Genomic DNA, 25,664 nt, shown 5'->3' on the forward strand with positions numbered 1-25,664 from the left:
GCAACGGCGAGGGTGCAATCTAGCATCCCGGCCGCCGCCGCGTACAAGAGCAGTGGCCGGGATGGGCAACGGCGGTCGTGCCGTTGCCGGCGCCGACCTCAGTGGTCGTGCGCCTTGTCGTGCGACTTGCTGTGGCCGTTGGACATCAGCTTGTCGGTCCAGGCGATGCCGATCGCCGACAGGATGAACACGCAGTGGATGATGGTCTGCCACAGCACGCCGTCCTGGGTCAGCATCGAGCAGCGGGCGACCCCGATGTTGGCCGCGGCCACGCTCATCTGCTCCGGCGTGCACAGCGGAATACCGCCCAGCGCACCGCTGGCGATGAAGGTCTTCAGCAGGTGGATCGAGGAGATGCCGATGATCGCCATCGCCAGCTTCACCTTCAGCACGCTGGCATTGACGTGGCTCAGCCATTCCGGCTGGTCCGGGTGGCCTTCCAGGCGCAGGCGCGAGACGAAGGTCTCGTAGCCGCCGACGATCACCATCACCAGCAGGTTGGAGATCATCACCACGTCGATCAGGCCCAGCACGATCAGCATGATCTGCTGCTCCCCCATCGACACCGAATGCGAGATCAGGTGCCACAGTTCCTTGCCGAACAGGAACACGTAGACGCACTGCGCCACGATCAGGCCCAGGTACAGCGGCAGCTGCAGCCAGCGCGAGGCGAAGATCAGCGTGGACAACGGGGAGAGCGGCGGGCGGTTTGCACTCATGCGGGGGATGCTGCGTTGCGGGGGAGAGGCGAGGTTACCGGCCCGCCATGACGGTGCCAACCCAACTCACGCACTAGACTTCAGGTTCCTTTCCGCACCCCGAGCCGACGCCATGATCGACCTGTATTACTGGCCCACCCCGAACGGCCATAAAGTGACCCTGCTGTTGGAGGAAACCGGCCTGGAGTACCGCATCCACCCGGTCAACATCGGCTCGGGCGACCAGTTCAAGCCGGAATTCCTCGCCATCTCGCCCAACAACAAGATGCCGGCCATCGTCGACCACGCCCCGGCGGACGGCGGCGCCCCGCAGAGCGTGTTCGAGTCCGGTGCGATCCTGCTGTACCTGGCCGAGAAGACCGGCCGCTTCCTGCCCAGCGATCCGCGCGGCCGCGTCACCACCCTGGAATGGCTGTTCTGGCAGATGGCGGGCCTGGGCCCGATGAGCGGCCAGATGGGGCATTTCAATGTGTATGCTCCGGAAAAGATCCCGTATGCGATCGAGCGCTATGACAACGAAGTGCGCCGCCTGCATGGGGTGATGGACAAGCGCCTGGCCCAGCACGCCTTCCTGGCCGGCGACGCGTACACCATCGCCGACATGGCCAGCTACCCGTGGGTCGGCGCCTACGACACGCTGCCGGTGGACTTCGCCGCGTTCCCGAACCTCAAGCGCTGGCACGAGGCCATCGCCGCGCGCCCGGCCACCCAGCGCGCCTATGCGCTGCGCCAGCAGGTGAACCCGAACGCCGGCAAGCCGCTCAGCGACGAAGAACGCAAGCACCTGTTCGGCCAGCGCTGACCCCGGCATCTGAAGGTGGGTGCCGACCGTTGGTCGGCACTCGTCCGCACTGCTTATGGGCAGAAGGTCATGCTGCCTTCCCGCACGGGCTTGGTTAGGATGAGGGACGACCGTCCCGCGCCCCGCGTGGAGGCGGACCTGCCGTTTGCCGGGATCCTCCATGCGCCATCTGTTCGCTTCGCTCGCCCTCATGCTCGCCACCAGTACCGCCGCCCACGCCGAAAAGCTGACCCTGGAAGCCATCACCGGCCCGCTGCCGCTGTCCGGCCCGACCCTGATGAAGCCCAAGGTGGCGCCGGACGGTTCGCAGGTCAGCTTCCTGCGCGGCAAGGACAGCGACCGCAACCAGCTGGACCTGTGGACCTACGACATCGGCAGCGGCCAGACCCGCCTGCTGGTTGATTCCAAGGTGGTGCTGCCCGGCGCCGAGACCCTCAGCGATGAGGAAAAGGCCCGACGCGAGCGCCAGCGCATCGCTGCGATGACCGGCATCGTCGATTACCAGTGGTCGCCGGACGCGCAGCGCCTGCTGTTCCCGTTGGGCGGCGAACTCTACCTGTACGACCTCAAGCAGCAGGGCCAGGCGGCCGTGCGCCAGCTGACTCACGGTGAAGGCTTCGCCACCGACGCCAAGCTGTCGCCCAAGGGCGGTTTCGTCAGCTTCATCCGCGGCCGCAACCTGTGGGTGATCGATCTGGCCAGTGGCAAGCAGCTGCAGCTGACCCGCGACGGCAGCACCACCATCGGCAACGGCGTGGCCGAGTTCGTCGCCGACGAGGAAATGGATCGCCATACCGGTTACTGGTGGGCGCCGGATGACTCGGCCATTGCCTTTGCCCGCATCGACGAGGCGCCGGTGCCGGTGCAGAAGCGCTACGAGGTCTACGCCGACCGCACCGATGTGATCGAACAGCGTTACCCGGCCGCCGGCGACGCCAACGTGCGCGTGCAGCTGGGCGTGATCGCACCGGCCGCCGATGCGCAGCCGCGCTGGATCGACCTGGGCAAGGAACAGGACATCTACCTGGCCCGCGTCGATTGGCGCGATGCGCAGCACCTGAGTTTCCAGCGCCAGTCGCGTGACCAGAAGCAGCTGGACCTGGTCGAAGTGGCGCTCGACTCCAACCGCCAGCGCGTGCTCGCCCACGAGACCAGCCCGACCTGGGTGCCGCTGCACAACAGCCTGCGGTTCCTTGAAGATGGCAGCGTGCTGTGGTCGTCCGAGCGCACCGGCTTCCAGCACCTGTACCGCATCGACAGCAAGGGCAAGGCCACTGCGCTGACCCATGGCAACTGGCCGGTGGACGAACTGCTGGCGGTCGATGAGAAGGCCGGCAAGGCCTACTTCCGTGCTGGCATCGAGACCTCGCGCGAAAGCCAGATCTACGCGGTGTCGCTGCAGGGCGGTGAGCCGCAGCGCCTGTCGAAGGCGCCGGGCATGCACAGCGCCAGCTTCGCCCGCAATGCCAGCGTCTACGTGGACAGCTGGTCCAACAGCACCACGCCGCCGCAGATCGAACTGTTCCGCGCCAACGGCGAGAAGATCGCCACGCTGGTCGAGAACGACCTGGCCGATCCCAGGCACCCGTATGCGCGCTACCGCGATGCGCAGCGCCCGGTCGAGTTCGGCACGTTGATGGCTGCCGACGGCAAGACCCCGTTGAACTACAGCCTGATCAAGCCGGCCGGCTTCGATCCGTCCAAGCGCTACCCGGTGGCGGTGTACGTCTACGGTGGCCCGGCCAGCCAGACCGTCACTGACAGTTGGCCCGGCCGTGGCGACCATCTGTTCAACCAGTACCTGGCCCAGCAGGGCTACGTCGTGTTCTCGCTGGACAACCGCGGCACCCCGCGCCGCGGCCGCGACTTCGGTGGTGCGCTGTACGGGAAGCAGGGCACGGTGGAAGTGACCGACCAGCTGCGCGGCGTGGCCTGGCTGAAGCAGCAGCCGTGGGTGGACCCGGCGCGCATCGGCGTGCAGGGCTGGTCCAACGGCGGTTACATGACCCTGATGCTGCTGGCCAAGGCATCGAACCAGTACGCCTGTGGCGTGGCCGGCGCACCGGTCACCGACTGGGGCCTGTATGACAGCCACTACACCGAACGCTACATGGACCTGCCGGCGCGCAACGAAGCGGGGTACCGCGAAGCGCGCGTGCTGACCCATATCGACGGCCTGCGTTCGCCGTTGCTGCTGATCCACGGCATGGCCGATGACAACGTGCTGTTCACCAACTCGACCAGCCTGATGAGCGCGCTGCAGAAGCGCGGGCAGCCGTTCGAGCTGATGACCTATCCGGGTGCCAAGCATGGCCTGTCCGGCGCCGATGCCCTGCATCGCTACCGTGTGGCCGAAGCCTTCCTGGGACGCTGCCTGAAGCCCTGATGCACAAACGGGAAGGAGCCCGCCGATGACACTGCCGCCGCCGATTCCCACCCATGGCCCGAAGCCTGCCGGCTGGTGGTCCCGTCACTGGCGCTGGGCGATGCCGCTGGCCGTGCTGCTGGTGTTGGCCGGTGCCGGTTGCGTGGTGGCCTGGAGCGTGCTGCGCTGGAGTGAGGCGGCACGCGAGAGCCCGCCGATGCGCGAGGCGATGCGCCGCGCCGGATGCAGCATCGAACTGGTGGAAGCCTTCGGCGAGCCGCTGCGTGCCGAATCGATGCCGCTGGGCAGCATGCAGACCGCGATCAATGGCCAGCGCGACGTCGGCCTGACCGTGGCCCTGGAAGGCCCGCGCGCGCACGGCCGGCTGTTCGTGAAGGGCACCCGCAGCGACGACGTCTGGGACTATCCGGTGATGTATGTGCTGGGCGAGAACAAGCAGACCTTCGACCTGACCGCGCTGGATGATGACGAAGCCGCGCAGGAATGCGAGCTGCAGGCCTGCCGCGAACGCGGCGAATGCCCGCTGGCCGCGGCGTTGTGACCTCCGGCCGATTGTCGCCACCGCGCTGAGCGCGTAGGGTGCGGGCAACCCTGTCCTGGAGTGCACCATGAAGCCGATCGCGTTGGCCGTTGCCCTGGCCCTGACTGCCGCCCCGCTGATGTTCGCACCGCCGGCGCTGGCGGCACCCGCCACCAAGGCCGCTACTCCGGCCAGCCCGGCCTGGGTGGCCCGCAGCAACGCATTGGCGCAGATCCTGCTCGATGCGCAGGGCCCGTTCCAGCCGGAAGAAACCGGCTTCTTCGGCGTGCCCGGCTATGACGACAAGGTGGCCGACCTCGGTGCGGACAACGGCAAGCGCTACCGCGCGGCGATGGCCAAGGCGCGCGACGAACTGAAGGCGAAGCTGGCCACCGAGCAGGATCCCAACGTCCGCCAGGACCTGGAGATCATGATCCACGCCGCCAACCAGAACATCGAGGGCAGCGAGCTCAACGAGAAGTACCTGCTGCCGTGGACCGATGCACCGCAGACCGTGTTCAGCGGCCTCAACCTGCTGCTGTCCGACCAGGTGCCGGCCGAGCGCCGGGCCAAGGCGATCGACCGCCTCAAGGCCTACGCCGGGCTGCAGCCGGGTGGCACCGCGTTCACCACGCTGGCCCGCCAGCGTTACGAAGAGCGCTTGAAGGACGGCAGCCTGCTGCAGCCGACGAAGATCGAAGTGCAGCAATCGCTGGACAACGTCGAGACGTACATCACCGGCATCGAGTCGCTGCTGAAGAAGTACCAGATCGCCGGCGCCGATGAGGCAATGAAGGCCCTGGCCGGGCAGATGAAGGACTACGCCGCCTGGACCCGCAAGGACGTGCTGCCGAAGGCACGCACCGATGCGCGCCTGCCGGCGCCGCTGTACGCCTACCAGCTCAAGCAGGTCGGCATCGATATCGACCCGAAGCTGCTGATGCAGCGCGCGCAGCTGGAGTTCATGGAAACCCGCTCGGCGATGCAGCAGCTGGCGCCGCTGGTGGTGAAGGACAAGGGCCTGAAGGTGGCCGATCCGAGCGACCCGGTGGCGGTGATCCGCGCGCTGAAGGCCGACAAGATCGCCGACGACCAGCTGGAAGGCCACTACCGCAAGGTGATCGATGCGATCGATCCGCTGATCCGCGAGCATGCCATCGTCGATGTACCCAAGCGCGCCATGCAGATGCGCCTGGGTTCGGCCGCCGAGAGCGCGGCCAGCCCGGCCCCGCATTTCCTGCCGGCGCCGCTGGTCAACAACACCGGGCAGCAGGGCACCTTCGTGCTGCCGCTGGGCAACCCGGCGGCGGGCCCGGGCGCACAATACGACGATTTCAACTTCGGTGCGGCGGCATGGACGCTGAGCGCGCATGAAGGCCGCCCCGGCCACGAGCTGCAGTTCACCGCCATGGTCGAGCGTGGTGTCTCGCTGGCGCGCACCATGTTTGCGTTCAATTCGGTGAACGTTGAAGGCTGGGCGCTGTATGCCGAGGCCGAGATGGTGCCGTACGAGCCCCTGGACGGGCAGATGATCGCCCTGCAGTTCCGCCTGCTGCGGGCCGCACGCGCAATGCTTGACCCGATGCTCAACCTCGGCCTGACCGACCGCGCCAACGGCGAACGCGTGCTGATGGAGCAGGTCGGCCTGTCCAAGGCGATGGCCACCCAGGAACTGGACCGCTACATGGTGCGCATGCCGGGCCAGGCGGGCAGCTACTTCTACGGTTACACCCGCATCCTGGAACTGCGCATGCAGACCGAGCTGGCACTGGGTGCGAAGTTCGACCGCCTGGCCTTCAACAACTTCCTGCTCGACCAGGGCCTGCTGCCGCCGGACCAGCTGGCCGATGCGGTAAACAAGGTGTTCGTGCCGAAGTACCGGCAGAAATAATCGGTAGCGCCGGGCCATGCCCGGCGAGCGCAGCGGGAGAGACGCCGGGCATGGCCCGGCGCTACCCGCGGTGACGCTGCCGCCTCACCGCTGCGGCGTGATCACCTGGGTCGGCAACCGTGCCGGCGGTTCCGGATTGGGTACCCAGATCGCCACGCCGGCGGCGCGCTTCTGCGTGGTCGGAATACCGATGCCGACGCCACCCCCCACATGCGAGCCAAAGGTGCCGGCACCCACCGACATGCCGACCGGCGAGCCGCTGCTGCCCACGCCCATCAGCACCACGCCATTGGCGCCCAGTGCCGCCGCTTCACGCTTCAGGCGTGCCACCGCGGCATCGGTCTGGCCCTGCGTGCCGAAGCCCACGGCAGATGCCGATTCCAGCTGCGCGATTTCCTGCGAGCCGGCCGGTGGCGTGGAATAGATCTGCACCAGTGCCGGATCGATCGGCGCGCGGGCGCGCCCCAGCATGACCTTGGAGGTGCTGGCACAACCGGCGGCGACCAGCAGGATGGCCGCCAGCGCGGCCCAACGGATGTTCATGGCACGACCCCTGTAGGACTGGTTGCGATCATCGGCGGGCCACTCTGAATCGGCGCCAACACCCGGGTCAGGGCACCCACGGCAGCACGCTAGCACGCGTCGGGTGACAGCCCCGCCAACGGCAGTAGGCGGCGACTGCGGGAACGACTATGGTGGACAGACAGAACCAACTGCGGGAGAGCGGAATGGGCGTGATCAGTCTGTTGTGGGGCGTACTGGCGCTGTTGTGGATGATCCTGGCGCTGATTCCGCTGCTTGGCTGGGGCAACTGGTTCCTGATCCCGTTCGCCGCCGTCGGCGCGGTGATCGCCGCGCTGGGCATCCTGTTTACCCACCCGACCAAGCGCGGTCGGGCCTGGGCCGGGCTGGTGCTGAACGGCATCGTGGTGGTGGTCGGCATCCTGCGCCTGGGCCTGGGCGGCGGCGTGATCTGAATCCCGGCGCCGGGTGCGACAGGGCGTCGCAGGCGCACGGCCGGTGGCCGGGCAGGGGCGTACAATGAGCGGCTGCGCGAGCCCCCCGCGTGCCTGTGATTCCGCGCCTGGCGCGGCTGCCCGATGATCATCCGACCCCGTCCCCACGGCTGGCAACTGCTGTACATCCTGCGCGGCTCGATCGTCAAAGCGATCGCGCCGAAGGTGCTGGCCATCCTGATCCTGTCCATTGCCGTGGCGGCCGTGGTGGAACTGGCCCCGCCGACCGGCATCGAACGCGTGTCGGTCACGCCGTTCACCCTGCTCGGCCTGGTCCTGTCGATCTTCCTCAGCTTCCGCAACAGCGCCTGCTATGACCGCTGGTGGGAAGGCCGCAAGCTGTGGGGCCAGCTGGTCTACGAATCGCGTTCGCTGGCGCGCCAGGTGCACCTGCTGCTGGCCGATGACGGCGGCCGCCGTCGCCGCATCGCGTACCTCACCACCGCGTTCGCCCATGCGCTGGCCGCGCGCCTGCGTGGGCGCGTCGTGGCCCTGGTCGCCTTGCCATGGCTGGACAAGCCGCAGCGCGAGCAGCTGGGCCAGCGCGAGAACGTGCCGGATGCATTGCTGTCGATGATCGCCGCCGAGCTGGCCCAGGCGCTGCGCGCCGGCGAGCTCGATCCGATCCTCTACGCACAGCTGGAGGAGCGCCTGCACGCGATGTCGTCGATCCAGGCCGGCTGCGAGCGCATCCTCACCACGCCGCTGCCGTTCGCCTACACCCTGCTGCTGCATCGCTGCGCGTGGATGTTCTGCGTGCTGCTGCCGTTCGGCCTGGCCAGTTCGCTGGGCTGGGGCACGCCGGTGCTGTCGGCGGTGCTGGCCTATGCCTTCTTCGGCCTGGACCAGCTGGGCGAAGAAATGGAAGACCCGTTCGGCCTGGAGCCGAACGACCTGCCGCTGGACGCGCTGGTGCGCACGATCGAGATCGACCAGCTCGACGCGCTCGGCGAACGCCCCTTGCCCGAACCCCTGCTGCCGCAGGGTTACCTGTTGCAATAGCCACTCCTCGGAGCCTGCCATGTCCCATCCGCTTTACCGCCCGCGCCGCATGCGCCACGACGAGTTCTCGCGCCGCCTGATGCGCGAGAACACGCTGACCACCGACGACCTGATCTACCCGGTGTTCGTGCACGAACTGGCGGGCCGCACCGCAGTGCCGTCGATGCCGGGCGTGGAGCGGCTGTCGATCGAAGAGCTGCTGAAGGTGGCCGAAGAGGCGCTGGAGCTGGGCATTCCGGTAATCGACCTGTTCCCGGTGATCGACCCGTCGCTGAAGTCGCTGGACGCGTCGGCGGCGTGGGCCGAGGACGGCCTGGCGCAGCGTGCGATCCGCGCATTGAAGTCGCGCTTCCCGGAACTGGGCGTGATGACCGACGTGGCGCTGGACCCGTACACCACCCACGGCCAGGACGGCATCATCGACGACAAGGGCTATGTGCTGAACGACATCACCGTGGAAGCACTGGTCAAGCAGTCGGTGTCGCACGCCGAGGCCGGTGTGGACATCGTCTCGCCGTCGGACATGATGGACGGCCGCATCGGCGCGATCCGCCGTGCGCTGGATGCCGACAACCACATCAACGTGCGCATCATGGCCTACTCGGCCAAGTACGCTTCGGCGTTCTACGGCCCGTTCCGTGATGCGGTGGGCAGCGCGGCCAGCCTCGGCAAGGCCGACAAGAAGACCTACCAGATGGACCCGGCCAACGGCGACGAGGCTCTGCGCGAGATCGCGCTGGACCTGGAAGAGGGCGCCGACATGGTGATGGTCAAGCCGGGCATGCCATACCTGGACCTGGTGCGCCGGGTGAAGGAGACATTCGGCGTGCCGACCTTTGCCTACCAGGTCAGTGGCGAGTACGCGATGATGAAGGCCGCCTTCGCCAACGGCTGGCTGGACGAGCGCGCCTGCGTGCTGGAGTCGCTGCTGGGCTTCAAGCGGGCCGGTGCCGACGGCGTGCTGACCTATTTCGCGCCGCAGGTGGCGCGATGGCTGCGCGAGCGCTGACAATAGCGCCACGATAGACGGAGGACTGCGCGATGGGACCCGAACTGGGATGGATGCAATGGCTGATCTGGGGCATCGGTACGCTGGTGTTCGGCGCCATCATCGTCGCTGTCTTCATCGCCGCATGGCGCGCGGGCAAGCGCCCACCGGAGCAGCTCTCCGCCGCCCGCCACGTGGCCCGTGAGCAGGCCCTGCCGGACAGCGTGCAGGCCGAGCTGGCCGCGTTGAACCAGCGCAAGGACAACGGCCAGCTGAGCGAGATGGAGTACGAGCAGTTGCGCGCCAAGGTGCTGTCGCGCTGACGGGCGATCCCCGGGGTCGGATCCCTTTCCGCAGGAAAGGGCTCTGACCCCTTCGCGGGCGCCATCCACGCATGGCGTGGATCTACCGCACGCACCCGGCCACCGCCGCCACCTTCGGCACCGCCAACCGGTACACGTCCACGCCACCGGCGCGCGGCGCCTTTGCCGCGCTGCTGGCCACCAGCATCTCCGCCGGCTTGGCGTTGTCGATCACCGGCGCGCCGGTCCAGCCGCCGGCCTGGTTGAACGACAGCCCCAGCGGCTGCAGCGCCACACCGCTCCACGCACAGCCGCTGCTCCAGACCTGCGCGGTACTGCCGTGGCTGCGGCTGAACACCACGGCGCCATCCTGGCCCAGCCAGTCGCCGTCGGTCTCGTCGTCGGCGCTGTTCAACGCGCTCAGTGCGGTGGCCGGGCCACGCAGGCCCTGCGCATCCAGCGTCGCTACGAACAGATCCCAGCCGGCGCCATGGCCCTGCTGGCGGGCAAACAACAGCTGCTTGCCATCCGCGCTCAGGGCTGGCCCGCGCTCTTCCCGGCGCCCGCCGTCACCGGCCAGCGGCTGCGCCGGGCCCAGCCGGCCATCGGTGGCCAGCGCAGCGCGGTACAGCGCCAGCGCGCCCTCGCGACCGGCCGCGAACAGCAGCCAGCGGCCGTCACGGCTGAAGTAGGGATCGCGGGCTTCACCGGCCACGCCGACCGGCAGTGCCTGTGCCTGCTGCCAACGACCGCCGACCACGCGTGCCTCCCACAGGCCCCAGCCGGCCTCGCCGCGGCGGGCGAAGACGATGCGCTGGCCATCGGCGCTGATCGTGGCGCGGCCTTCATCGGCGCGGATCGAGACCACGCCCATGCCTTCGATGCCGTACTCGTTCAACGCCATCGCCACGGGGGCAGAGAGTAGACTGGCGGCGAGCACCAGCAGGGGCGGGGTGATGCGCATCATCCGGTTCCGTGCACGAAAGAGCATCAGTCTAGCCAGCTTGAGGATTCCATGACCGACCGTTACGCCGTCTTCGGACACCCCGTTGCCCACTCGAAGTCGCCGCAGATCCACGCGACGTTCGGTCGCCAGGAAGGCATCGCCATCGACTATCGCGCGATCGACCTGGCCCCTGAGGCGTTCCTGGCCGGCCTGGAGGCCTTCGCTGCCGAGGGCGGCGTCGGTGCCAACGTCACCCTGCCGCACAAGGAAACCGCGTTCTCGGCATGCACCACGCTGACCGCACGGGCGCGCCGCGCCGGATCGGTCAACACGCTGCTGCGCAAGGGCGACCGCTGGCACGGCGACACCACCGATGGCATCGGCCTGGTGCGCGACCTGACCGACCGCCACGGCCTGGACCTGCGCGGCCGCCGCGTGCTGATGATCGGTGCCGGTGGCTCGGCGCGCAGCGTCGCACCGGCGCTGCTCGATGCCGGCATCACCGAACTGGTCGTGGTCAACCGCACGCCGGAGCGCGCCGACGAACTGATCGATGCCATGGGCGAACCGGGCCGCGCGATCAGCCGCTACTGGGAGGACCTGCGCGAGCTGGGCGACTTCGAACTGATCGTCAACGCCACCTCGGCGGGCCGCGACCGCGACGTCGAGTTCAAGCTGCCGCTGTCGCTGGTCAATTCGATGACCACCGCCGTCGACCTGAACTACGGCGAGGCGGCCATCGCCTTCCTGGCCTGGGCCCGTGCGGCGCAGTGCCGTAACACCGTCGATGGCCTGGGCATGCTGGTCGAGCAGGCTGCCGAGAGCTTCCTGCAGTGGCACGGCGTACGCCCGCAGACCGACGAGGTCTACCAGGCGCTGCGCCAGGGCCCGGCTGTGTTGGCCGGCGAGGACTGATCGATGGACGGCACGACCCTGATGGTGACCGTGCTGAGCATGGTCGGTGTGCGCCTGCCGGTGCTGATCGCGCTGTGCGTCGGCCTGGTCTGGGTGGTCGGTGCGCCGCGCGATGCGACCCGCACCGGTGCGCTGGTCGGCCTGCTGCTGTTGCTGTTGTCCAGCCTGGGCGGCCTGGCCGCGGGTGTCCTGCCGATGTGGCTGGTCAGCAGTGGCAACTTCAGCGCCATCTCGGGCATGAGCGCCATCTTCGGCGTGCTGCACTTCGCGCTGGCGATGGTCGAGGCCATCGGCGTGGTGCTGCTGGTGTGGGCGCTGGTGCGCGTGCTGCGGCTGCGCGGCAACGCGGTGCAGTGACACCCCGGTGACGGCCCAGGGCCGTCGCCAGCAGCGTACGGTGTGTTCATCCAGCCGCCGGGCGTCGCCGCTGCCCCGTTCAGGCAGCCAGCGGCGGCGGACATGGCCGGCCATGCGACAATGACCGGCCCGATCCAGCCACGGTAATTTCCGGCGTGACCGAAACCGTCGCCGCTCCGCGCACGCTCGATGACCCCTTGAAGGACGCGATCCGCAAGGCGTACACGACGCTGCAGGCCAATACTCCCGGCTTCTCCACCCGCCGTTCGCAGAGCCAGATGATCGGCGTGGTGTCGCGCGCGCTGTCGAAGAGCGGCGGCGTTGGCGTGGTCGAGGCGCCGACCGGCGTCGGCAAGAGCCTGGGTTACCTCACCGCAGGCGTGCCGATCGCATTGGCCAGCAAGAAGAAGCTGGTGATCAGCACCGGCACCGTGGCGCTGCAGTCGCAGCTGGTCGAGCGGGATATCCCGAATTTCCTCAAGGCCACCGGCCTGGAAGCAACCGTGGCGCTGGCCAAGGGCCGTACCCGCTACCTGTGCACGCGCAACGCCGCCGAAGCACAGGGCGAGGGCTCGCAGGGCGGCATGTTCGAGGAGGATGCACCACTGTTCGACCGGCCGCTGGCGCCGATCGAGATGGACATCGCCAAGCGCCTGACCGATGCCTTCACCGGCGGCAGCTGGGACGGCGATATCGACAATGCGCCGGAGACCATCAGCCCCGGCCTGCGCAGCCGCATCACCACGCCGGCTTCGGGCTGCGCCGGGCGCCGTTGTGCGTATTCGGCGCAGTGCGCGGTGCTGCGTTCACGCAACACCGTGCGCGATGCGCAGATCGTGGTCACCAACCACGCGCTGCTGCTGTCGGCGCTGTCGATCGGCGACAGCGACAACGGCCAGCCGTTGATCGCGCCGCCGTCGGACATGCTGCTGGTGCTGGACGAAGGCCATCACATCGGCAACGTGGCGATCGACCAGGGCGCGGCCAGCCTCGCGCTGGATGAAATGGCCAAGCGTACCGGCCGCCTGCAGATCCTGATTGCCGGTGCCTACCGCGCGGTCGACAAGGACCGCCTCGGCAACCTGCTGCCGAACGAAGCGATCGAGGTGGCCAGCAACGTCGCCAAGCAGTTGCGCGCGTTCCGCGATCACATCGAGCGGGTGTGGATGCCGGCGCCGGCGGACGAGGAGCCGATGTGGCGTGCGGCCAATGGACGCCTGCCCGAGGCCTGGCGCGAGCCGATCGAGGCACTGGCCGACGAGACCCGCAGCCTCTACAACTGGGCGCATGCCGCCACCGCGCAGGTGGCCAAGGGCAAGCCGGACGATGCCGCGCGCGAGCGCCTGCAGCGCAACCTGGGCATGGCGCTGGAAATGATCGAGCAACAGTACAACCTGTGGCAGGCGTGGCGCCGCGAGGACAAGGACGGCGCGCCGCCGATGGCGCGCTGGGTCACCGCCACCCGCGACGGCGACCTGGTGCTGCATGGCTCGCCGGTGTCGGCCGCGCACGTGCTGCGCAAGCTGCTGTGGGATGAAGTGGATTCGGTGGTGATGACCTCGGCGACGCTGACCGGCGGCGGCGATTTCCAGTCGCTGGCGATCGACAACGGCATCCCCGAAGAGGCCGAGATGGTCTCGCTGTCGTCGCCGTTCGACCTGCCCAACCAGGCCGAGCTGATCGTGCCCAGGTTCCCGGTCACCCCGGACGACCGCGAAGGCCATCCGCGTGAGGTGGCGCGCTACCTGGATACCGAGCTGGATTGGGCCAAGGGCTCGATGGTGCTGTTCACCTCGCGCTGGAAGATGGAAAAGGTGGCCGGGCTGATGTCGGCGGCGCGCCGCAAGCAGGTGCTGGTGCAGGGCGAGATGTCCAAGACCCGGCTGATCGAAGAGCACCTGCGCCGCGTCGAAGCGGGTGAGGGTTCGGTGCTGTTCGGCCTGAACTCGTTCGGCGAAGGCCTCGACCTGCCCGGCGAAGCCTGCACCACGGTGGTGATCACCCAGGTACCGTTCGCGGTGCCGACCGATCCGCAGACCGCCACGCTCAGCGAATGGTTCGAGGGCCGCGGGCTCAATGCGTTCAACCTGATCGCCATTCCGCACGCGCTGCGCACGTTGACCCAGTTCGCCGGCCGCCTGATCCGCACCTCCACCGACACCGGCCGCGTGATCATCCTCGATTCGCGGCTGCTGACCCGCCGCTACGGCAAGCGCATCATCGACGCGCTGCCGCCGTTCAAGCGCGTGATCGGCTGAAAAAAGGGGACGGAGGGGATTAAGTCGTTTGAGGCACAGACGACTTAATCCCCTCCGTCCCTTTTTTTAAGATGCCGGCCAGCGGCCGGCACTACCGGATCGGCATCAATCGCCGAGCAGGGCGGTGTTGCGTACGGCACCCTTGTCGGCGCTGGTGGCGAGCAGGGCGTAGGCCTTCAACGCGCTGGTGACCTTGCGCGGGCGCGGTGCGCGTGGCTTCCAGCCGCGTGCATCGGCCTCGCTGCGGCGCTGGGCCAGCGTGGCCTCATCCAGCAGCAGGTCGATGCGGCGGGCCGGGATGTCGATGCGGATGCGGTCGCCATCTTCCACCAGGCCGATCGCGCCGCCACTGGCCGCTTCCGGCGAAACGTGGCCGATCGACAGCCCCGAGGTGCCACCGGAGAAGCGGCCATCGGTGAGCAGCGCGCACTGCTTGCCCAGTCCCTTCGACTTCAGGTAGCTGGTCGGGTACAGCATCTCCTGCATGCCCGGGCCGCCCTTCGGGCCCTCGTAACGGATCACCACGACGTCGCCCGGTTGTACCTCATCGGCGAGGATGCCGGCGACGGCGGCGTCCTGGCTTTCATAGACGCGCGCGGGGCCTTCGAACACATGGATCGATTCGTCCACGCCGGCGGTTTTCACCACGCAGCCATCGACGGCCAGATTGCCGCGCAGCACAGCCAGGCCACCCTCCAGCGAATACGCATGTTGCAGCGAGCGGATGCAGCCCTCGGCGCGGTCCAGGTCCAGCGCGGGCCAGCGGGTGGCCTGGCTGAAGGCCTCCTGCGTGGGGATGCCGGCCGGACCGGCCTTGAAGAAGGTGTGCAGGGTGTCGTTGTCACTGCGCACCACGTCCCAGCGCTCCAGCGCCTCGGCCAGGCTGGCGCTGTGCACGGTCGGCACTGTGGTATCGAGCAGGCCGGCGCGATCCAGCTCCCCGAGGATGCCGAACACGCCGCCGGCGCGGTGCACGTCCTCGATGTGGTACTTCGGTGTGTTCGGCGCCACCTTGCACAGCTGCGGGACGCGTCGCGACAGCGCGTCGATGTGGGTCAGGTCGAAGTCGACCTCCGCTTCCTGCGCTGCGGCCAGCAGATGCAGGATGGTGTTGGTGGAGCCGCCCATGGCGATGTCCAGGGTCATCGCGTTGGCGAACGCGGCCTGGGTGGCGATCCCGCGCGGCAGCGCGCTCGGGTCTTCGCCGCCGTACCAGCGATGGCAGAGCTCGACGATCAGGCGGCCGGCGCGGCGGAACAGCGCCTCGCGGTCGGCATGGGTGGCCAGCGTAGTGCCGTTGCCGGGCAGCGACAGGCCCAGCGCTTCGGTCAGGCAGTTCATCGAGTTGGCGGTGAACATGCCCGAGCAGGAGCCGCAGGTGGGGCAGGCGCTGCGTTCAAAGGCCGCGACCTTCTCGTCGGAGGCGCTGTCATCGGCGGCCACCACCATCGCGTCGACCAGGTCCAGCTTGTGCTCGGACAGCTTGGTCTTGCCCGCTTCCATCGGCCCGCCGGAGACGAACACCACGGGGATGTCCAGGCGCAGCGCAGCCATCAGCATGCCGGGGGTGATCTTGTCGCAGTTGCTGATGCACACCAGCGCGTCGGCGCAGTGCGCGTTGACCATGTACTCCACGGCGTCGGCGATGATCTCGCGGCTGGGCAGCGAATACAGCATGCCGTCGTGGCCCATCGCGATGCCGTCGTCCACGGCGATGGTGTTGAATTCCTTGGCGACGCCACCGACCTGTTCGATTTCGCGCGCTACCAGCTGGCCGAGGTCCTTCAGGTGCACGTGGCCGGGCACGAACTGGGTGAAGGAGTTGGCGATGGCAATGATCGGCTTGTGGAAGTCGCCGTCCTTCATGCCGGTGGCACGCCACAGGGCGCGGGCGCCGGCCATGTTGCGGCCGGCGGTGGAGGTGCGGGAACGGTATTCGGGCATGGCGGGCGGAACGGGCGGGCCGTACGACGTGGGGGTCAGCCGATCATGGCCAATTTTTTCGGTTGCTGCTGCAACCACCGGGAAGGGAGTGGCAGGGCTGCGCCCTGCACCCGTGGTAGCGCCGGCCGCTGGCCGGCAACCTCAACAGCATCAGCTGGGCTATCCGCGGGACCCAGCCCGCCTTCGACAGTTTCCTGTGGCTGTTGGTAGGTGTCGACCTTGGTCGACACGATGGATCCACGTCATGCGTGGCTGATGGGGAACGACGAAAATGAAATTCCGTTCATCTTTCCCACTTTGCCGATTCCGGTTGTTGGTGAGGATTTGGCATCATTGGGGCATTGATCCGTCGACAGGGCATGAGGCCATGAAACGTTCCCGCACCACCGCGCTGCTGCTGATGAGCGCCGCGCCGCTGCTGTTCACCGCCTGCCAGAAGGAGCCGGAAGTGAAGGTGCAGGAAGGCCTGTACACCTCGGTCGAGGCCTGCACCGAGGCCACCGGCGACCCGTCGTCGTGCCGCAATGCCTTCGCCGAAGCGCAGAAACAGGCCGCCGATGCGGCGCCGAAGTACGCCAGCAAGGAAGCCTGCGAGAAGGATTACAAGCCGGAGCAGTGCGTGCAGCAGCACACCTCGGCCGGCACCTCGTTCATCGGCCCGATGATGATGGGCTTCTTCATGTCGCAGATGCTGAGCAACCGCGGCGGCCTCGCCCCGCAGGCGCCGGCGTCGGCACCGGCTTACCAGGACAAGAACGCTGGCTGGGCGCGCCCGGCACCGGGCGGCACCGGTGGCCTGAACACCGCCAGCGGCATCGGTGCCGGCAAGGCTGGCCTGGCGCCGGTCACCAGCGAGCCGAACCGTGCGGTCACTGCCAGCCGTGGTGGCTTTGGCAACACCAGCGCACGCCGCAGCACCAGCGGCAGCTACGGCGGCTGATCGACCCATGCAGCGCATCCGGATTGCCGAGCGTGCCCAGTGGCGGGCACGCGCGGAGGAAGCGGGTTTCCGTTTCCATACCATCGATGGCCAGCCCTACTGGGATGAAAGCGCGTACTACGCGTTCACCCTGCGCCAGATCGAACAGGACATCGAAGACCCCAGTGCCGAGCTGCACCAGATGGCGCTGGATCTGGTCGGTGATGTCATCGGCAGCGAGCGGTTGATGGACCAGCTGGCGATTCCGTCGCATTACCGCGACTGGATCGCCGACAGCTGGCGCCAGCGCCAGCCGCACCTTTACGGCCGCCTGGACCTGGCCTACGACGGCACCGGTCCGGCCAAGCTGTACGAGCTGAACTACGACACGCCGACCTCGCTGTTCGAGGCCAGCTTCTTCCAGTGGCAGTGGCTGGAAGACCAGCGCAACGCCGGCCGCCTGCCGCAGCATGCCGACCAGTTCAATGCGATCCATGAGGCACTGGTCGAGCGCTTCGGCGAACTGGCCACGCAGCTGCCGCCGCCGCTGTACTTCAGCGCGGTGGGAAGCTCGGAAGAAGACCGTGGCACGGTCGAGTACCTGCGCGACTGCGCGTCGCAGGCCGGCCTGCATGGCCAGGCCATCGCGATCGAGGACATCGGCCTGTCCGAGGACGGCCGCTTCACCGCGCTGGATGATTCGGTGATCGGCACGCTGTTCAAGCTGTACCCGCTGGAAGACCTGATGGCCGAAGAGTTCGGCCGCGCGCTGCCCGGTTCGGGCGTGCAGTTGCTGGAACCGGCATGGAAGGCAGTGCTGAGCAACAAGGGCATCCTGCCGTTGCTGTGGCAGCGCAACGTAGGCCATCCGAACCTGCTGGAGGCGCACTTCGATGACGGCAGCGCGCTGGCGTCGGGCTGGGTGCGCAAGCCGCTGTTCTCGCGCGAAGGTGCCAACATCGAGATGCACCTGGCCGATGGCAGCACCCAGCGCAGTGACGGTCCCTATGACGGCCCGGCGATCATCCAGCGCGCCCATCCGCTGACCCGCTTCGAAGGCGGCTACCCGCTGATCGGCAGCTGGGTGGTGGGTGACCACGCCTGCGGCATCGGCATCCGCGAGGACGACAGCGCGATCACCCGCGACAGTGCGCGGTTCGTGCCGCACGCGATCGTCGACGAGGCGCCGACGCGGATCTACGTCTGATGACGGTGCGGCGTTGGCCTGGCCGGCATGGACGTGCCACGCCCGCGCCGGGCCGGCATTTCGATGACGGGCGCAGCCTGCAGGCCTTCGCCGACCGCGTCGCGGTGCGTTGCCACCGCTGCGATGCCCCCGGTTGGGTGATCGCCCGCTGGGAACCCTATCGATGGACCGCGCGTTTCCGCTGCACCGCTTGCAGCGCTGCATTGGACAGCGGCGACTGGGTGGGTGCAGTCCGCATTCTGGGCCGCCAGCCCTGTGGATTCTGCGGGCATCAGTGGCTGCATGTGTGTCGACCGATTCCCGTCGGCATCCCCGCGCCGGCATCCTTCCCCGCCCGATGCGCACAGTGCGGTCGCAGCACCGAGGTCGCGGTCTCGGTGCGCCCACTGCGTGACGCCGAGCCTGCCGATCCGCATTTCGGTCTGCCGCTGCGCCTGGTCGAATCGATCCGCGCGGGCCTGCTGTGGGCCTACAACGCCGAACATCTGCAGGCACTGCACGAATACGCGGGCGCGACGCTGCGCGAAGGCCGCGGCCATCATCGATCCATGATCTCGCGCCTGCCGCAGTGGATGAAGCTGGCCCGCAACCGGGTGCTGCTGCAGCGTGCGGTGGAGCGGTTGCAGCGGCGCTTGCTGCAGGGGTAGGTAGTGCCGGCCGCTGGCCGGCAGCCGAGCATGGGCTCGGCGCTACAGACAACCCGATCCGTGTAGAGCCGAGCCCGCGCTCGGCTCAGAGCAGCCCTTCGCGCTTCACCGCCAGGTAGCGCTCCACCAGCGCGCCGGGCAGGGCGTCGGCGGTGACGTCCAGCACCATCACCTTCTCGCTGCGCAGCGCTTCGTGCGCCTTCGCGCGCTGCTGCAGGTACAGCGCGGCGGCACCGGCCTGGGTGGCGTCTTCCAGTGTCTGCACTTCGCCCTCCAGCACGCCGTCCAGCTCGCGCTCGCGCAGGCTGGCGACGCACACCAGGTGGCGCCGCTGCAGCAGGCGCACCGCCGCCAGCAGGTCTTCGATGTCTTCATCGCGCACGTTGCTGACCAGCATCACCAGCGCACGTCGCCGCTGGCGCAGCGATACCTCGGTGGCGGCGGCCAGGTAGTCGGTGGCCACCGCGCGTGGCTGCAGATCGTAGCTGGCGCGCAGCAGGTGCTCGACCGTGCCCATGCCGCGCTGCGGCGCGACCCAGCGGCGTTCGCCACCGGCAGCGAACAGGCCGGCGGCATCGCCCTGGCGCAGCGCCAGGTAGGCCACCACCAGCGAGGCATTCAAGGCATGGTCGAAGTGCGAGAGCCCGCCTTCGCTGGCCAGCATGCGCCGGCCACTGTCGAGCATCAGCAGCAACTGCTGGTTCTTCTCGTCCTGGTACTCGCGCGAGATCAGCTTGCGCGCACGCGCGGTGGCCTTCCAGTCCAGCTGGCGCAGGCTGTCGCCGACGCGATACTCGCGCATCTGGTGGAAGTCGGTGCCTTCACCACGGCGGCGCTTCACGTGTGCACCGACCAGCCGCGAGGCCTGGTCGGCACTGAACAATGCAAAGCGCGTGAGCGGCACGAAATTCGGATAGACCCGCACGTCCAGTGCGGGCGGCAGCGTGCGTTGCTGCCACCACAGGCGCCACGGCGAGCGCATGCGCAGGTGCACGCCTTCGAAGCGGAAGTGCCCGCGCTGCAGCGGCTGCAGGTGATAGTGCAGCGTGGAGGCGCTACCGGCCCGCAGGCGCACGCGCTGTGGCAGCGATTCCAGCGGCCAGCCGCCGGGGACCAGGTCGAACACCTGCACCGTCATCGCTTGCTCGGCCTGCAGCCGCAGCGCCGCCTCGCGGCGCACGCCCAGCGCCAGCGCTTCGGGCAGTTCGCGCTGTACCTGCGGCGACGGACGCCGCGATTGCCGCCACAGGTCGAACAGCGCAGGCAACGCGATGGCCGCCGCGGCCAGCGCCCAGCTCCAGCGCGGCAGCAACCCGCCCAGCACCAGGCCGCCCAGGGCGGCCCAGGCCAGCAGCAGCGCCAGCAGCAGCGGGGCAGGCCTCATCGGCGCGGTGCTTCCACCTTGGCCAGCAGTGCGCCCAGCACGTCGTCGGCGTCCTGGCCTTCGATCTGCAGCTCCGGGGCCAGTGCAATGCGGTGGCGCAGTGCCGGGCGAGCAATGTCGCGCACGTCGTCGGGCGTGACGAAGTCACGGCCGGCCAGCACCGCCTGCGCGCGCGAGGCACGCACCAGCGCGATGCTGCCGCGCGGGCCAGCGCCGACCGCGATGCCTGGCCACTGCCTCGTGGCCGCCACAATCCGCACCGCGTAGTCGATCACTTCGTCATCGACGGTGATCGCCGCGGTCGCACGCTGCAGTTCCAGCAGTTCGCCGGCACCGAGCACGCGTGGCACCTGGCTCAGGTCGAAATCGCTGGCGGCACGGCCACTGGTGATCGCGGTCACCATGCGCTTCTCGTCCTCCAGTTGCGGGTAGTCGATCAGCACCTTCAGCAGGAAGCGGTCCAGCTGTGCCTCTGGCAGCGGGTAGGTGCCTTCCTGCTCCAGCGGGTTCTGCGTGGCCAGCGCCATGAACGGCGGCGCCAGGGTGAACGCCTTGCCTTCGATGGTCACCTGGCCTTCCTGCATCACTTCCAACAGTGCCGACTGGGTCTTGGCCGGCGCACGGTTGATCTCGTCGGCCAACAGCAGATTGGTGAACACCGGGCCACGGCGGATCCTGAAGCTCTCGCTCTTCGGGTCGTACACCGCATGGCCACTGACGTCGCTGGGCATCAGGTCGGGGGTGAACTGCACGCGGCCATAATCCAGCTCCAGCGCCTGCGCGAGTGCCCGCACCAGCAGGGTCTTGCCCAGCCCGGGCACGCCCTCGATCAGCACATGGCCACCGGCCAGCAGGGCCACCAGGATCTGGTCCAGTACGTCGGCCTGGCCAATGAAGGCGTGGCCGACGGCATCGCGGATGGCATCGACGCGTTCGATCAGGCGGGCGTTGGCGGCCGCCGGCAGCTCGGGGACTTCGGTCATAGCAGGGATCTCATCTGGAGCAGCAAGCGGATGCGCTCGCGCAGGGCGGAGGAATCGTGCGGCGGAGGCGGCGTGAGCGCGCTGGCAACGCGGCCTTGCGGCCACTTCAGCAGTTCGGCGATGGCCTGTTCGCGGGGGGCGCCCTCCAGTGCGGCAGCCACCGGTGCGCGCAGGCGCAGGCGATGCAGGAACAGGGCGAGCACGGCGTGGTACAGGCGCGCGCCGTGGCCGAAGCGCAGCAGCAGCTCGCCGCTGGCACGCACGTGTTCCAGCAGCGAGCGGCGTTCCAGCACCGGCGACGGCAGGCGGCTGCCGAAGCGTTGCGAACGGCCCCACAGCCAGCCCAGCAGGGCCAGCAGCAGAGGCGCCCACACCGGCCAGCCCTGGTAGAACAGGCGCGCCCACAGCGACGGCGGGCGGCTGGCGTAGACCAGCCAGAAAGTGCCCTTGCCATAGTTCGGATCGAGCAGATAACGGGTCAGGTCGCGGTGCGAGAGATCGTGCAGGCCGTCGCTGGCCTTGCCCGCAGCCGATGCCAGGCGTGCTGCCGGCGAATCCACCTCGCCGCGCATGAACTCCATGTCGGCCAGCACGCTCACCTTGCCCTGCCCGTGGCGCAGTCGCGCGAACACCAGGTTGCGCTCGTTGCCCCAACGCCGTTCGGCTTGTGTACGGGCGGCAAAGCCCAGCGTGAAGCGGCGACCACCGCAGAACTCCACATGGCTGGGATCGTCGATGACGTGGAACGGCTGGCAGTCGCTCTGCTGGTACAGGCTGTCCACGCCGAGCTGGTCCAGCAGCGGTCCCTGCGTACTGCTGGCGTCGTCCTCTGCGGGTGGCGGCGTACGCACCAGCAGATGGCCACCACCATCGACCCAGGCCAGCAGGGCCCTGGCTGCCGGTGCCGGCAGTTCGCTGCTGTCCTGCAGCAGCACCACCGTATCGCGCGGTCCCAGCGCCATCTGCTGCAGGTCCAGTCGCGGCCGCGAGTGCACGTCGATGCCATCGGCGCGCAGTGCCTGGCCAAGCACGTACAGCGGGTTGTAGCCAGCTTCGCCCTGCGGCGGCAGCTGCACGGTCTCGGTCACCCGCTCATGCGTGCGCAGAAAGAGGATCGTCAGCGGTACGCCGAGCAGCACCAGCCCGCCCAGCAACAGCGACCAGAACAGGCGCGGGCTCATGCCAGCCACCGGTACTGCTGGCGCAGCGTGTCGGCCAGTGCATCGAAATCGGCGCGGCTGGGCAGGCGGCCACCGTAGGCGGCGTACTGCCACATGCGCACGATGCGCGCGAACAGGTCACGGTCGGTGGCATCGGGCATGCGCCGCGAGGCGCGAAGGCATTGCGCTTCGGTGGCACCGGGCGGAAGCGCGATGCCGCTGCGCTCGCCCACGGTGCGTACGCTGGCGCGGTACAGCAGGGCCAGCGCCTGACGCGGCCGGCCCTGGTCCCACAGCAGGCCGGCCTGGGTGGCCACGTCCGGCGGCAGCACGACCGGCAGCTCCACCTGTTCCTCCACCACCTGTGGTGCAGCCTCGGCCTTGCGCCGGCCACTGCCGCGCAGCCACGGCAGCCACAGACGGGCGGTCAACAACAGCACCAGTAGCAGGACGCCCAGCAGGCCCCACAGGCCCCACTCGGCCAGGCGCGCCAGCCAGGCAATGCTGGCCTTGCGGTTGCTGCGCTCGCCCTTGTCGCTGCCGTCGCTCTGCAGCGCCTTGTCTTCCTTCTTTTTTTCCTCGGCCTGTTCGATCGGCTTCCAGCGCGTGACCTGGCGGGTCGGGCGCTGCAGCGGATCCTCATAGGCGCGGTTCACCGCCTGGCGGAAACCGGCGGTGTCCACCGGCGCCGCACCGAAGATCATCGCCGGCGTATTGGCCGGATCGTTGGCCGCAGTGGCGGGTTCTTCCGCACGGCCCTCGTCCTCTTCGGCATCGTCGGCCTGCTCAGCGACTGTCTGCGCGTCCTGCGCATGCACTGGCGCGGAGGCCAGCGGCAGGGCAAGGCACAGCAGCAGCGCCAGCGTCGATGCTGCCGGCAGCAGCCGCTCGCGCAGGCGGCGCAGGGCGATCTCCACGTCCCACGCTTCCATCTGCGTACGCCGGTTCAAGTACAGGCCGAAGCCGGCGCCGACATAGAACGGTCCGATCAGCACCGATGCCAGCCAGCACGCCAGGTTGAAGCCCAGCTGCGCCCAGGCAGGCGTGTCCTGGCCGATCATGTCCCATGCGGCACGCCATGATTCGGACATCAGCTCCAGTGGCATGAACATGAACACCGCGCCGATCGCGCCGGACACCAGCACCCCTTCAAAGGCCATGCAGGCCACGGTCAGCACGACGGCGGCGCCCGCAGCACCGGCCGCCACGGCGCGGCGGCGTGCACCGCGCTGGGCCGGCGCGTTGCCTTCCAGCAGGTTCACCGGCAGGCACAGGCTGCGCAGCACGCTGAAGCGGCGCCAGCCCAGGTAGCCCCAGAAGCCTGCATTGCCCCAGCTGCGCTGCGCACGCAGCGCTGCCAGCGCGCCCACCGGCTCACCGAAGATGCCGCGCGACAGCACGTACAGCGGTGCGCGCTCGAACAGCGGCTTGCACCACCACATCGCCAGCCAGGCCCAGCCGAACGCATCCAGCCACCAGCCCAACGCGTTGAAGATCACGAACAGCGGCGCACTGGCCAGCAGCCAGCTGCCCCACACCGCACGTGCGTGGCGGCGCGACAGGGCGCTGCCCAGCTCCATCGCTTCCCAGCCACTGCGCGCGCGCAGCGCCACGTCCAGGCGGTCAATGCGCATTGCCGCCTCCGCGCCCGCCGCGCCACAGCCACAGCAGCACGCCGGCCCACAGCACGCCGGCCACGCTGAACTTGCCCCACGCCGGCACTTCGGCAATCGACGACCAGAACGCTTCGATGAACGCGGCCACCAGCAGCATGAACGCCACGCCCAGGCACAGCCGGGCCCCGATGTGGCCGCCTTCGACCAGGGCATCCAGGCGGCTGCGCCGGCCGGGGGCCAGCAGTTTCATGCCCAGCTGCAGGCCGGCACCGCCGGCGATCACGATCGCGGTCAGCTCGAACGCACCATGGCCTGCGACGAAGCGCCAGAACGGATCGCCATGGCCGATGTGCTGCAGGTGGCCGGCCACTGAACCGATGATCACGCCGTTGAACAGCAGCACCAGCAGCGTGCCCAGGCCGGCCAGCAGGCCACTGGCGAAGGTACGCAGGGCGATGCTGATGTTGTTCAGGATGTAGTGGCCGAACATCATCCAGTCCGTGCCGCTGTCACGCCCGAGGCGTTCGGCCGCTGGATCGTACATGCGCTCCATCTCGGCGATCTGGCGGTTGTCCATCACCATGTGGATCAGGTCCGGGTAGAGCTGCGCCAGCACGAAGCAGGCCACCGCCGGCAGCGCGAACATCGCCAGTGCCACCCACATGCTGCGCGCCTGGCTGCGCACCAGCAGCGGGAAGTCGGCCACCAGGAATTCCAGTGCACCGCGCCAGCGCGTCGGCGGCGTGCGGTACAGCACACTGTGGCCCTGCTGCATCAACTGCTGCAGGCGCTGCACCAGCTGCGGGCTGTAGCCGCGCTCGCGGGCCAGTGCCAGCTGCTGGCACAGGCGCCGGTAGCGCTGCGGGAAGGCGGCGTCGTCCACTGCCAGCGCGCTGGCCTTGCGCCGCGTGCGCCGCGCAGCACCAGCACGCAGCAGCAGCCAGTGTTCCAGGTCCTGCCATTCCTGCTGGTAGCGGGCGACGAACTGTTCCTGCTTCATCGCCGCCCCAACAGCCAGTTGGCCATGGCATACAGGCGCAGTACGCCGACCTGGCCGTGGGTGCCGGTCAGCGGTTCGGCGATGCCGGCCAGTTCCTGCTGGCGGGCCGCCGACAGCCGTGGCGCGCGCTCGGCGAAGGCCATCAGCGCGGCCTGCTCTTCCGGTCGCAGCGGCTGCGGCGGGGCCAGCACGCTGTCGATGGTGGGCGGAGGCGGCAGGTACGGCACGGGCGCATGCACCACCACGGTGCCGGCCACCAGATCGCCCAGGCGACGGCCATGGGGATCGAACAGGCTGCTGATCAGGCCCAGTGCATAGCCGAACGGCAGCATGTCCACGGTGCGCAGCAGGTTGCGGGTGATGGCAGCCATCCAGCCTACCGGCGCGCCATCGCGCGCAAGCACGCGCAGGCCCAGCGCGCGCTTGCCGAGCGTACGGCCCCACAGCGCTTCGCAGACGATCGGGTAGGCCCAGTACACCAGGAACATCAGCACCAGGCCGAGCCCGGAGCCGAACGAATCCAGCAGTGCCAGTGGAATCGACATCACCACCAGTACCGCGATGCGCACACCCAGATCCACCAGCCACGCCATCGCCCGTGGCACCGGGCCGGCTGCCGGCAGCTGCAGCGGCACACCCTCCGGCGTCACCACCTCGCGGTAGGTATCGAGCATCGGTGCGGCCATCAGTGCGATGGCCTTC

Annotated in this window: 24 protein-coding genes; 14 read left to right on the forward strand and 10 right to left on the reverse strand. The window is 68.7% G+C overall.

Annotated features, from left to right (window positions below):
- Nucleotides 1-98: 98 nt before the first annotated feature.
- The gene (locus tag AB839_RS08470) at nucleotides 99-719 is read right to left on the reverse strand and encodes a TIGR00645 family protein (protein WP_049414405.1); all 621 of its coding nucleotides are present in this window, start codon (nucleotides 717-719) and stop codon (nucleotides 99-101) included.
- Between the two features lie 112 nt (nucleotides 720-831).
- Here AB839_RS08470 and AB839_RS08475 point away from each other — a divergent pair, with 112 nt between their 5' ends.
- The 4 genes from AB839_RS08475 (at nucleotide 832) to AB839_RS08490 (ending at nucleotide 6,318) form a co-directional block, all read left to right on the forward strand.
- A complete protein-coding gene (locus AB839_RS08475; protein WP_061479000.1) occupies nucleotides 832-1,521 on the forward strand; it encodes a glutathione binding-like protein in 690 nt (229 codons plus the stop codon).
- Between the two features lie 160 nt (nucleotides 1,522-1,681).
- Nucleotides 1,682-3,907 carry a S9 family peptidase gene (locus AB839_RS08480; RefSeq protein ID WP_061479001.1) on the forward strand — a complete coding sequence of 742 codons (2,226 nt, stop codon included), beginning with the start codon at nucleotides 1,682-1,684 and terminating at the stop codon, nucleotides 3,905-3,907.
- 25 nt (nucleotides 3,908-3,932) lie between these two features.
- Complete coding sequence (locus tag AB839_RS08485) at nucleotides 3,933-4,448, forward strand: cytochrome c oxidase assembly factor Coa1 family protein (protein ID WP_061479002.1); 516 nt, start codon at nucleotides 3,933-3,935, stop codon at nucleotides 4,446-4,448.
- A 67-nt stretch (nucleotides 4,449-4,515) separates the two neighbouring features.
- On the forward strand, nucleotides 4,516-6,318 hold the full coding sequence (locus tag AB839_RS08490; RefSeq protein ID WP_061479003.1) for a DUF885 domain-containing protein: 1,803 nt from the start codon (nucleotides 4,516-4,518) through the stop codon (nucleotides 6,316-6,318).
- A gap of 84 nt (nucleotides 6,319-6,402) precedes the next feature.
- Here the strand turns inward: AB839_RS08490 and AB839_RS08495 are convergent, their stop codons facing one another.
- Nucleotides 6,403-6,861: a hypothetical protein gene (locus AB839_RS08495; protein ID WP_005420187.1), complete on the reverse strand. Its 459-nt coding sequence runs from the start codon at nucleotides 6,859-6,861 to the stop codon at nucleotides 6,403-6,405.
- A 185-nt stretch (nucleotides 6,862-7,046) separates the two neighbouring features.
- Between AB839_RS08495 and AB839_RS08500 the strand changes: the two genes are divergently transcribed.
- From AB839_RS08500 to AB839_RS08515, 4 genes are all read left to right on the forward strand, one after another.
- The gene (locus AB839_RS08500) at nucleotides 7,047-7,295 is read left to right on the forward strand and encodes a hypothetical protein (RefSeq protein ID WP_005420185.1); all 249 of its coding nucleotides are present in this window, start codon (nucleotides 7,047-7,049) and stop codon (nucleotides 7,293-7,295) included.
- A gap of 123 nt (nucleotides 7,296-7,418) precedes the next feature.
- Nucleotides 7,419-8,336 carry a bestrophin family ion channel gene (locus AB839_RS08505; RefSeq protein ID WP_061479004.1) on the forward strand — a complete coding sequence of 306 codons (918 nt, stop codon included), beginning with the start codon at nucleotides 7,419-7,421 and terminating at the stop codon, nucleotides 8,334-8,336.
- Nucleotides 8,337-8,355: 19 nt separating this feature from the next.
- Nucleotides 8,356-9,345, forward strand: a complete 990-nt coding sequence (gene hemB / locus AB839_RS08510) for a porphobilinogen synthase (RefSeq protein ID WP_006400669.1) — start codon at nucleotides 8,356-8,358, stop codon at nucleotides 9,343-9,345.
- Nucleotides 9,346-9,377: 32 nt separating this feature from the next.
- Nucleotides 9,378-9,647 carry a hypothetical protein gene (locus AB839_RS08515; RefSeq protein WP_061479005.1) on the forward strand — a complete coding sequence of 90 codons (270 nt, stop codon included), beginning with the start codon at nucleotides 9,378-9,380 and terminating at the stop codon, nucleotides 9,645-9,647.
- A gap of 82 nt (nucleotides 9,648-9,729) precedes the next feature.
- On the opposite strand, the gene AB839_RS08520 is transcribed toward AB839_RS08515, so the two are convergent.
- Nucleotides 9,730-10,593, reverse strand: coding sequence for a PD40 domain-containing protein (locus AB839_RS08520; RefSeq protein WP_061479006.1), 864 nt, complete (start codon nucleotides 10,591-10,593; stop codon nucleotides 9,730-9,732).
- A 48-nt stretch (nucleotides 10,594-10,641) separates the two neighbouring features.
- On the opposite strand from AB839_RS08520, the gene aroE reads away from it, so the two are divergent.
- From aroE to dinG, 3 genes are all read left to right on the forward strand, one after another.
- A complete protein-coding gene (gene aroE / locus AB839_RS08525) occupies nucleotides 10,642-11,487 on the forward strand; it encodes a shikimate dehydrogenase (protein ID WP_049414396.1) in 846 nt (281 codons plus the stop codon).
- Nucleotides 11,488-11,490: 3 nt separating this feature from the next.
- The gene (locus AB839_RS08530; protein WP_061479007.1) at nucleotides 11,491-11,844 is read left to right on the forward strand and encodes a hypothetical protein; all 354 of its coding nucleotides are present in this window, start codon (nucleotides 11,491-11,493) and stop codon (nucleotides 11,842-11,844) included.
- A gap of 155 nt (nucleotides 11,845-11,999) precedes the next feature.
- Nucleotides 12,000-14,102 (forward strand): ATP-dependent DNA helicase DinG, encoded by a 2,103-nt coding sequence (gene dinG / locus AB839_RS08535; protein WP_061479008.1) that lies wholly within the window; start codon nucleotides 12,000-12,002, stop codon nucleotides 14,100-14,102.
- Nucleotides 14,103-14,207: 105 nt separating this feature from the next.
- Here dinG and ilvD read toward each other — a convergent pair whose 3' ends face one another.
- Nucleotides 14,208-16,046 (reverse strand): dihydroxy-acid dehydratase, encoded by a 1,839-nt coding sequence (gene ilvD / locus AB839_RS08540; RefSeq protein WP_061479009.1) that lies wholly within the window; start codon nucleotides 16,044-16,046, stop codon nucleotides 14,208-14,210.
- A gap of 367 nt (nucleotides 16,047-16,413) precedes the next feature.
- Here ilvD and AB839_RS08545 point away from each other — a divergent pair, with 367 nt between their 5' ends.
- The 3 genes from AB839_RS08545 to AB839_RS08555 are packed head-to-tail and all read left to right on the forward strand — an operon-like array spanning nucleotide 16,414 to nucleotide 18,819.
- On the forward strand, nucleotides 16,414-16,986 hold the full coding sequence (locus AB839_RS08545) for a DUF1190 domain-containing protein (RefSeq protein ID WP_005420172.1): 573 nt from the start codon (nucleotides 16,414-16,416) through the stop codon (nucleotides 16,984-16,986).
- A gap of 7 nt (nucleotides 16,987-16,993) precedes the next feature.
- Nucleotides 16,994-18,172 carry a glutathionylspermidine synthase family protein gene (locus AB839_RS08550; protein ID WP_061479010.1) on the forward strand — a complete coding sequence of 393 codons (1,179 nt, stop codon included), beginning with the start codon at nucleotides 16,994-16,996 and terminating at the stop codon, nucleotides 18,170-18,172.
- Nucleotides 18,172-18,819, forward strand: a complete 648-nt coding sequence (locus AB839_RS08555; RefSeq protein WP_061479011.1) for a hypothetical protein — start codon at nucleotides 18,172-18,174, stop codon at nucleotides 18,817-18,819. The genes AB839_RS08550 and AB839_RS08555 overlap by 1 nt, the downstream gene beginning before the upstream one ends.
- Before the next feature lie 85 nt (nucleotides 18,820-18,904).
- On the opposite strand, the gene AB839_RS08560 is transcribed toward AB839_RS08555, so the two are convergent.
- The 6 genes from AB839_RS08560 to AB839_RS08585 are packed head-to-tail and all read right to left on the reverse strand — an operon-like array spanning nucleotide 18,905 to nucleotide 25,648.
- Nucleotides 18,905-20,203, reverse strand: a complete 1,299-nt coding sequence (locus AB839_RS08560) for a DUF58 domain-containing protein (protein ID WP_061479012.1) — start codon at nucleotides 20,201-20,203, stop codon at nucleotides 18,905-18,907.
- Nucleotides 20,200-21,186 (reverse strand): MoxR family ATPase, encoded by a 987-nt coding sequence (locus AB839_RS08565; RefSeq protein ID WP_061479013.1) that lies wholly within the window; start codon nucleotides 21,184-21,186, stop codon nucleotides 20,200-20,202. The genes AB839_RS08560 and AB839_RS08565 overlap by 4 nt, the downstream gene beginning before the upstream one ends.
- Complete coding sequence (locus AB839_RS08570) at nucleotides 21,183-22,367, reverse strand: DUF4350 domain-containing protein (RefSeq protein ID WP_061479014.1); 1,185 nt, start codon at nucleotides 22,365-22,367, stop codon at nucleotides 21,183-21,185. The genes AB839_RS08565 and AB839_RS08570 overlap by 4 nt, the downstream gene beginning before the upstream one ends.
- On the reverse strand, nucleotides 22,364-23,980 hold the full coding sequence (locus AB839_RS08575; protein WP_061479015.1) for a DUF4129 domain-containing protein: 1,617 nt from the start codon (nucleotides 23,978-23,980) through the stop codon (nucleotides 22,364-22,366). Before AB839_RS08575 ends, AB839_RS08570 begins: the two co-directional genes overlap by 4 nt.
- Nucleotides 23,970-24,962, reverse strand: a complete 993-nt coding sequence (locus tag AB839_RS08580; protein WP_061479016.1) for a stage II sporulation protein M — start codon at nucleotides 24,960-24,962, stop codon at nucleotides 23,970-23,972. Before AB839_RS08580 ends, AB839_RS08575 begins: the two co-directional genes overlap by 11 nt.
- The gene (locus AB839_RS08585) at nucleotides 24,959-25,648 is read right to left on the reverse strand and encodes an RDD family protein (RefSeq protein ID WP_061479017.1); all 690 of its coding nucleotides are present in this window, start codon (nucleotides 25,646-25,648) and stop codon (nucleotides 24,959-24,961) included. Before AB839_RS08585 ends, AB839_RS08580 begins: the two co-directional genes overlap by 4 nt.
- Nucleotides 25,649-25,664: the final 16 nt, after the last annotated feature.

It is taken from the genome of Stenotrophomonas sp. DDT-1, from assembly GCF_001580555.1.
Lineage (GTDB): Bacteria > Pseudomonadota > Gammaproteobacteria > Xanthomonadales > Xanthomonadaceae > Stenotrophomonas > Stenotrophomonas sepilia.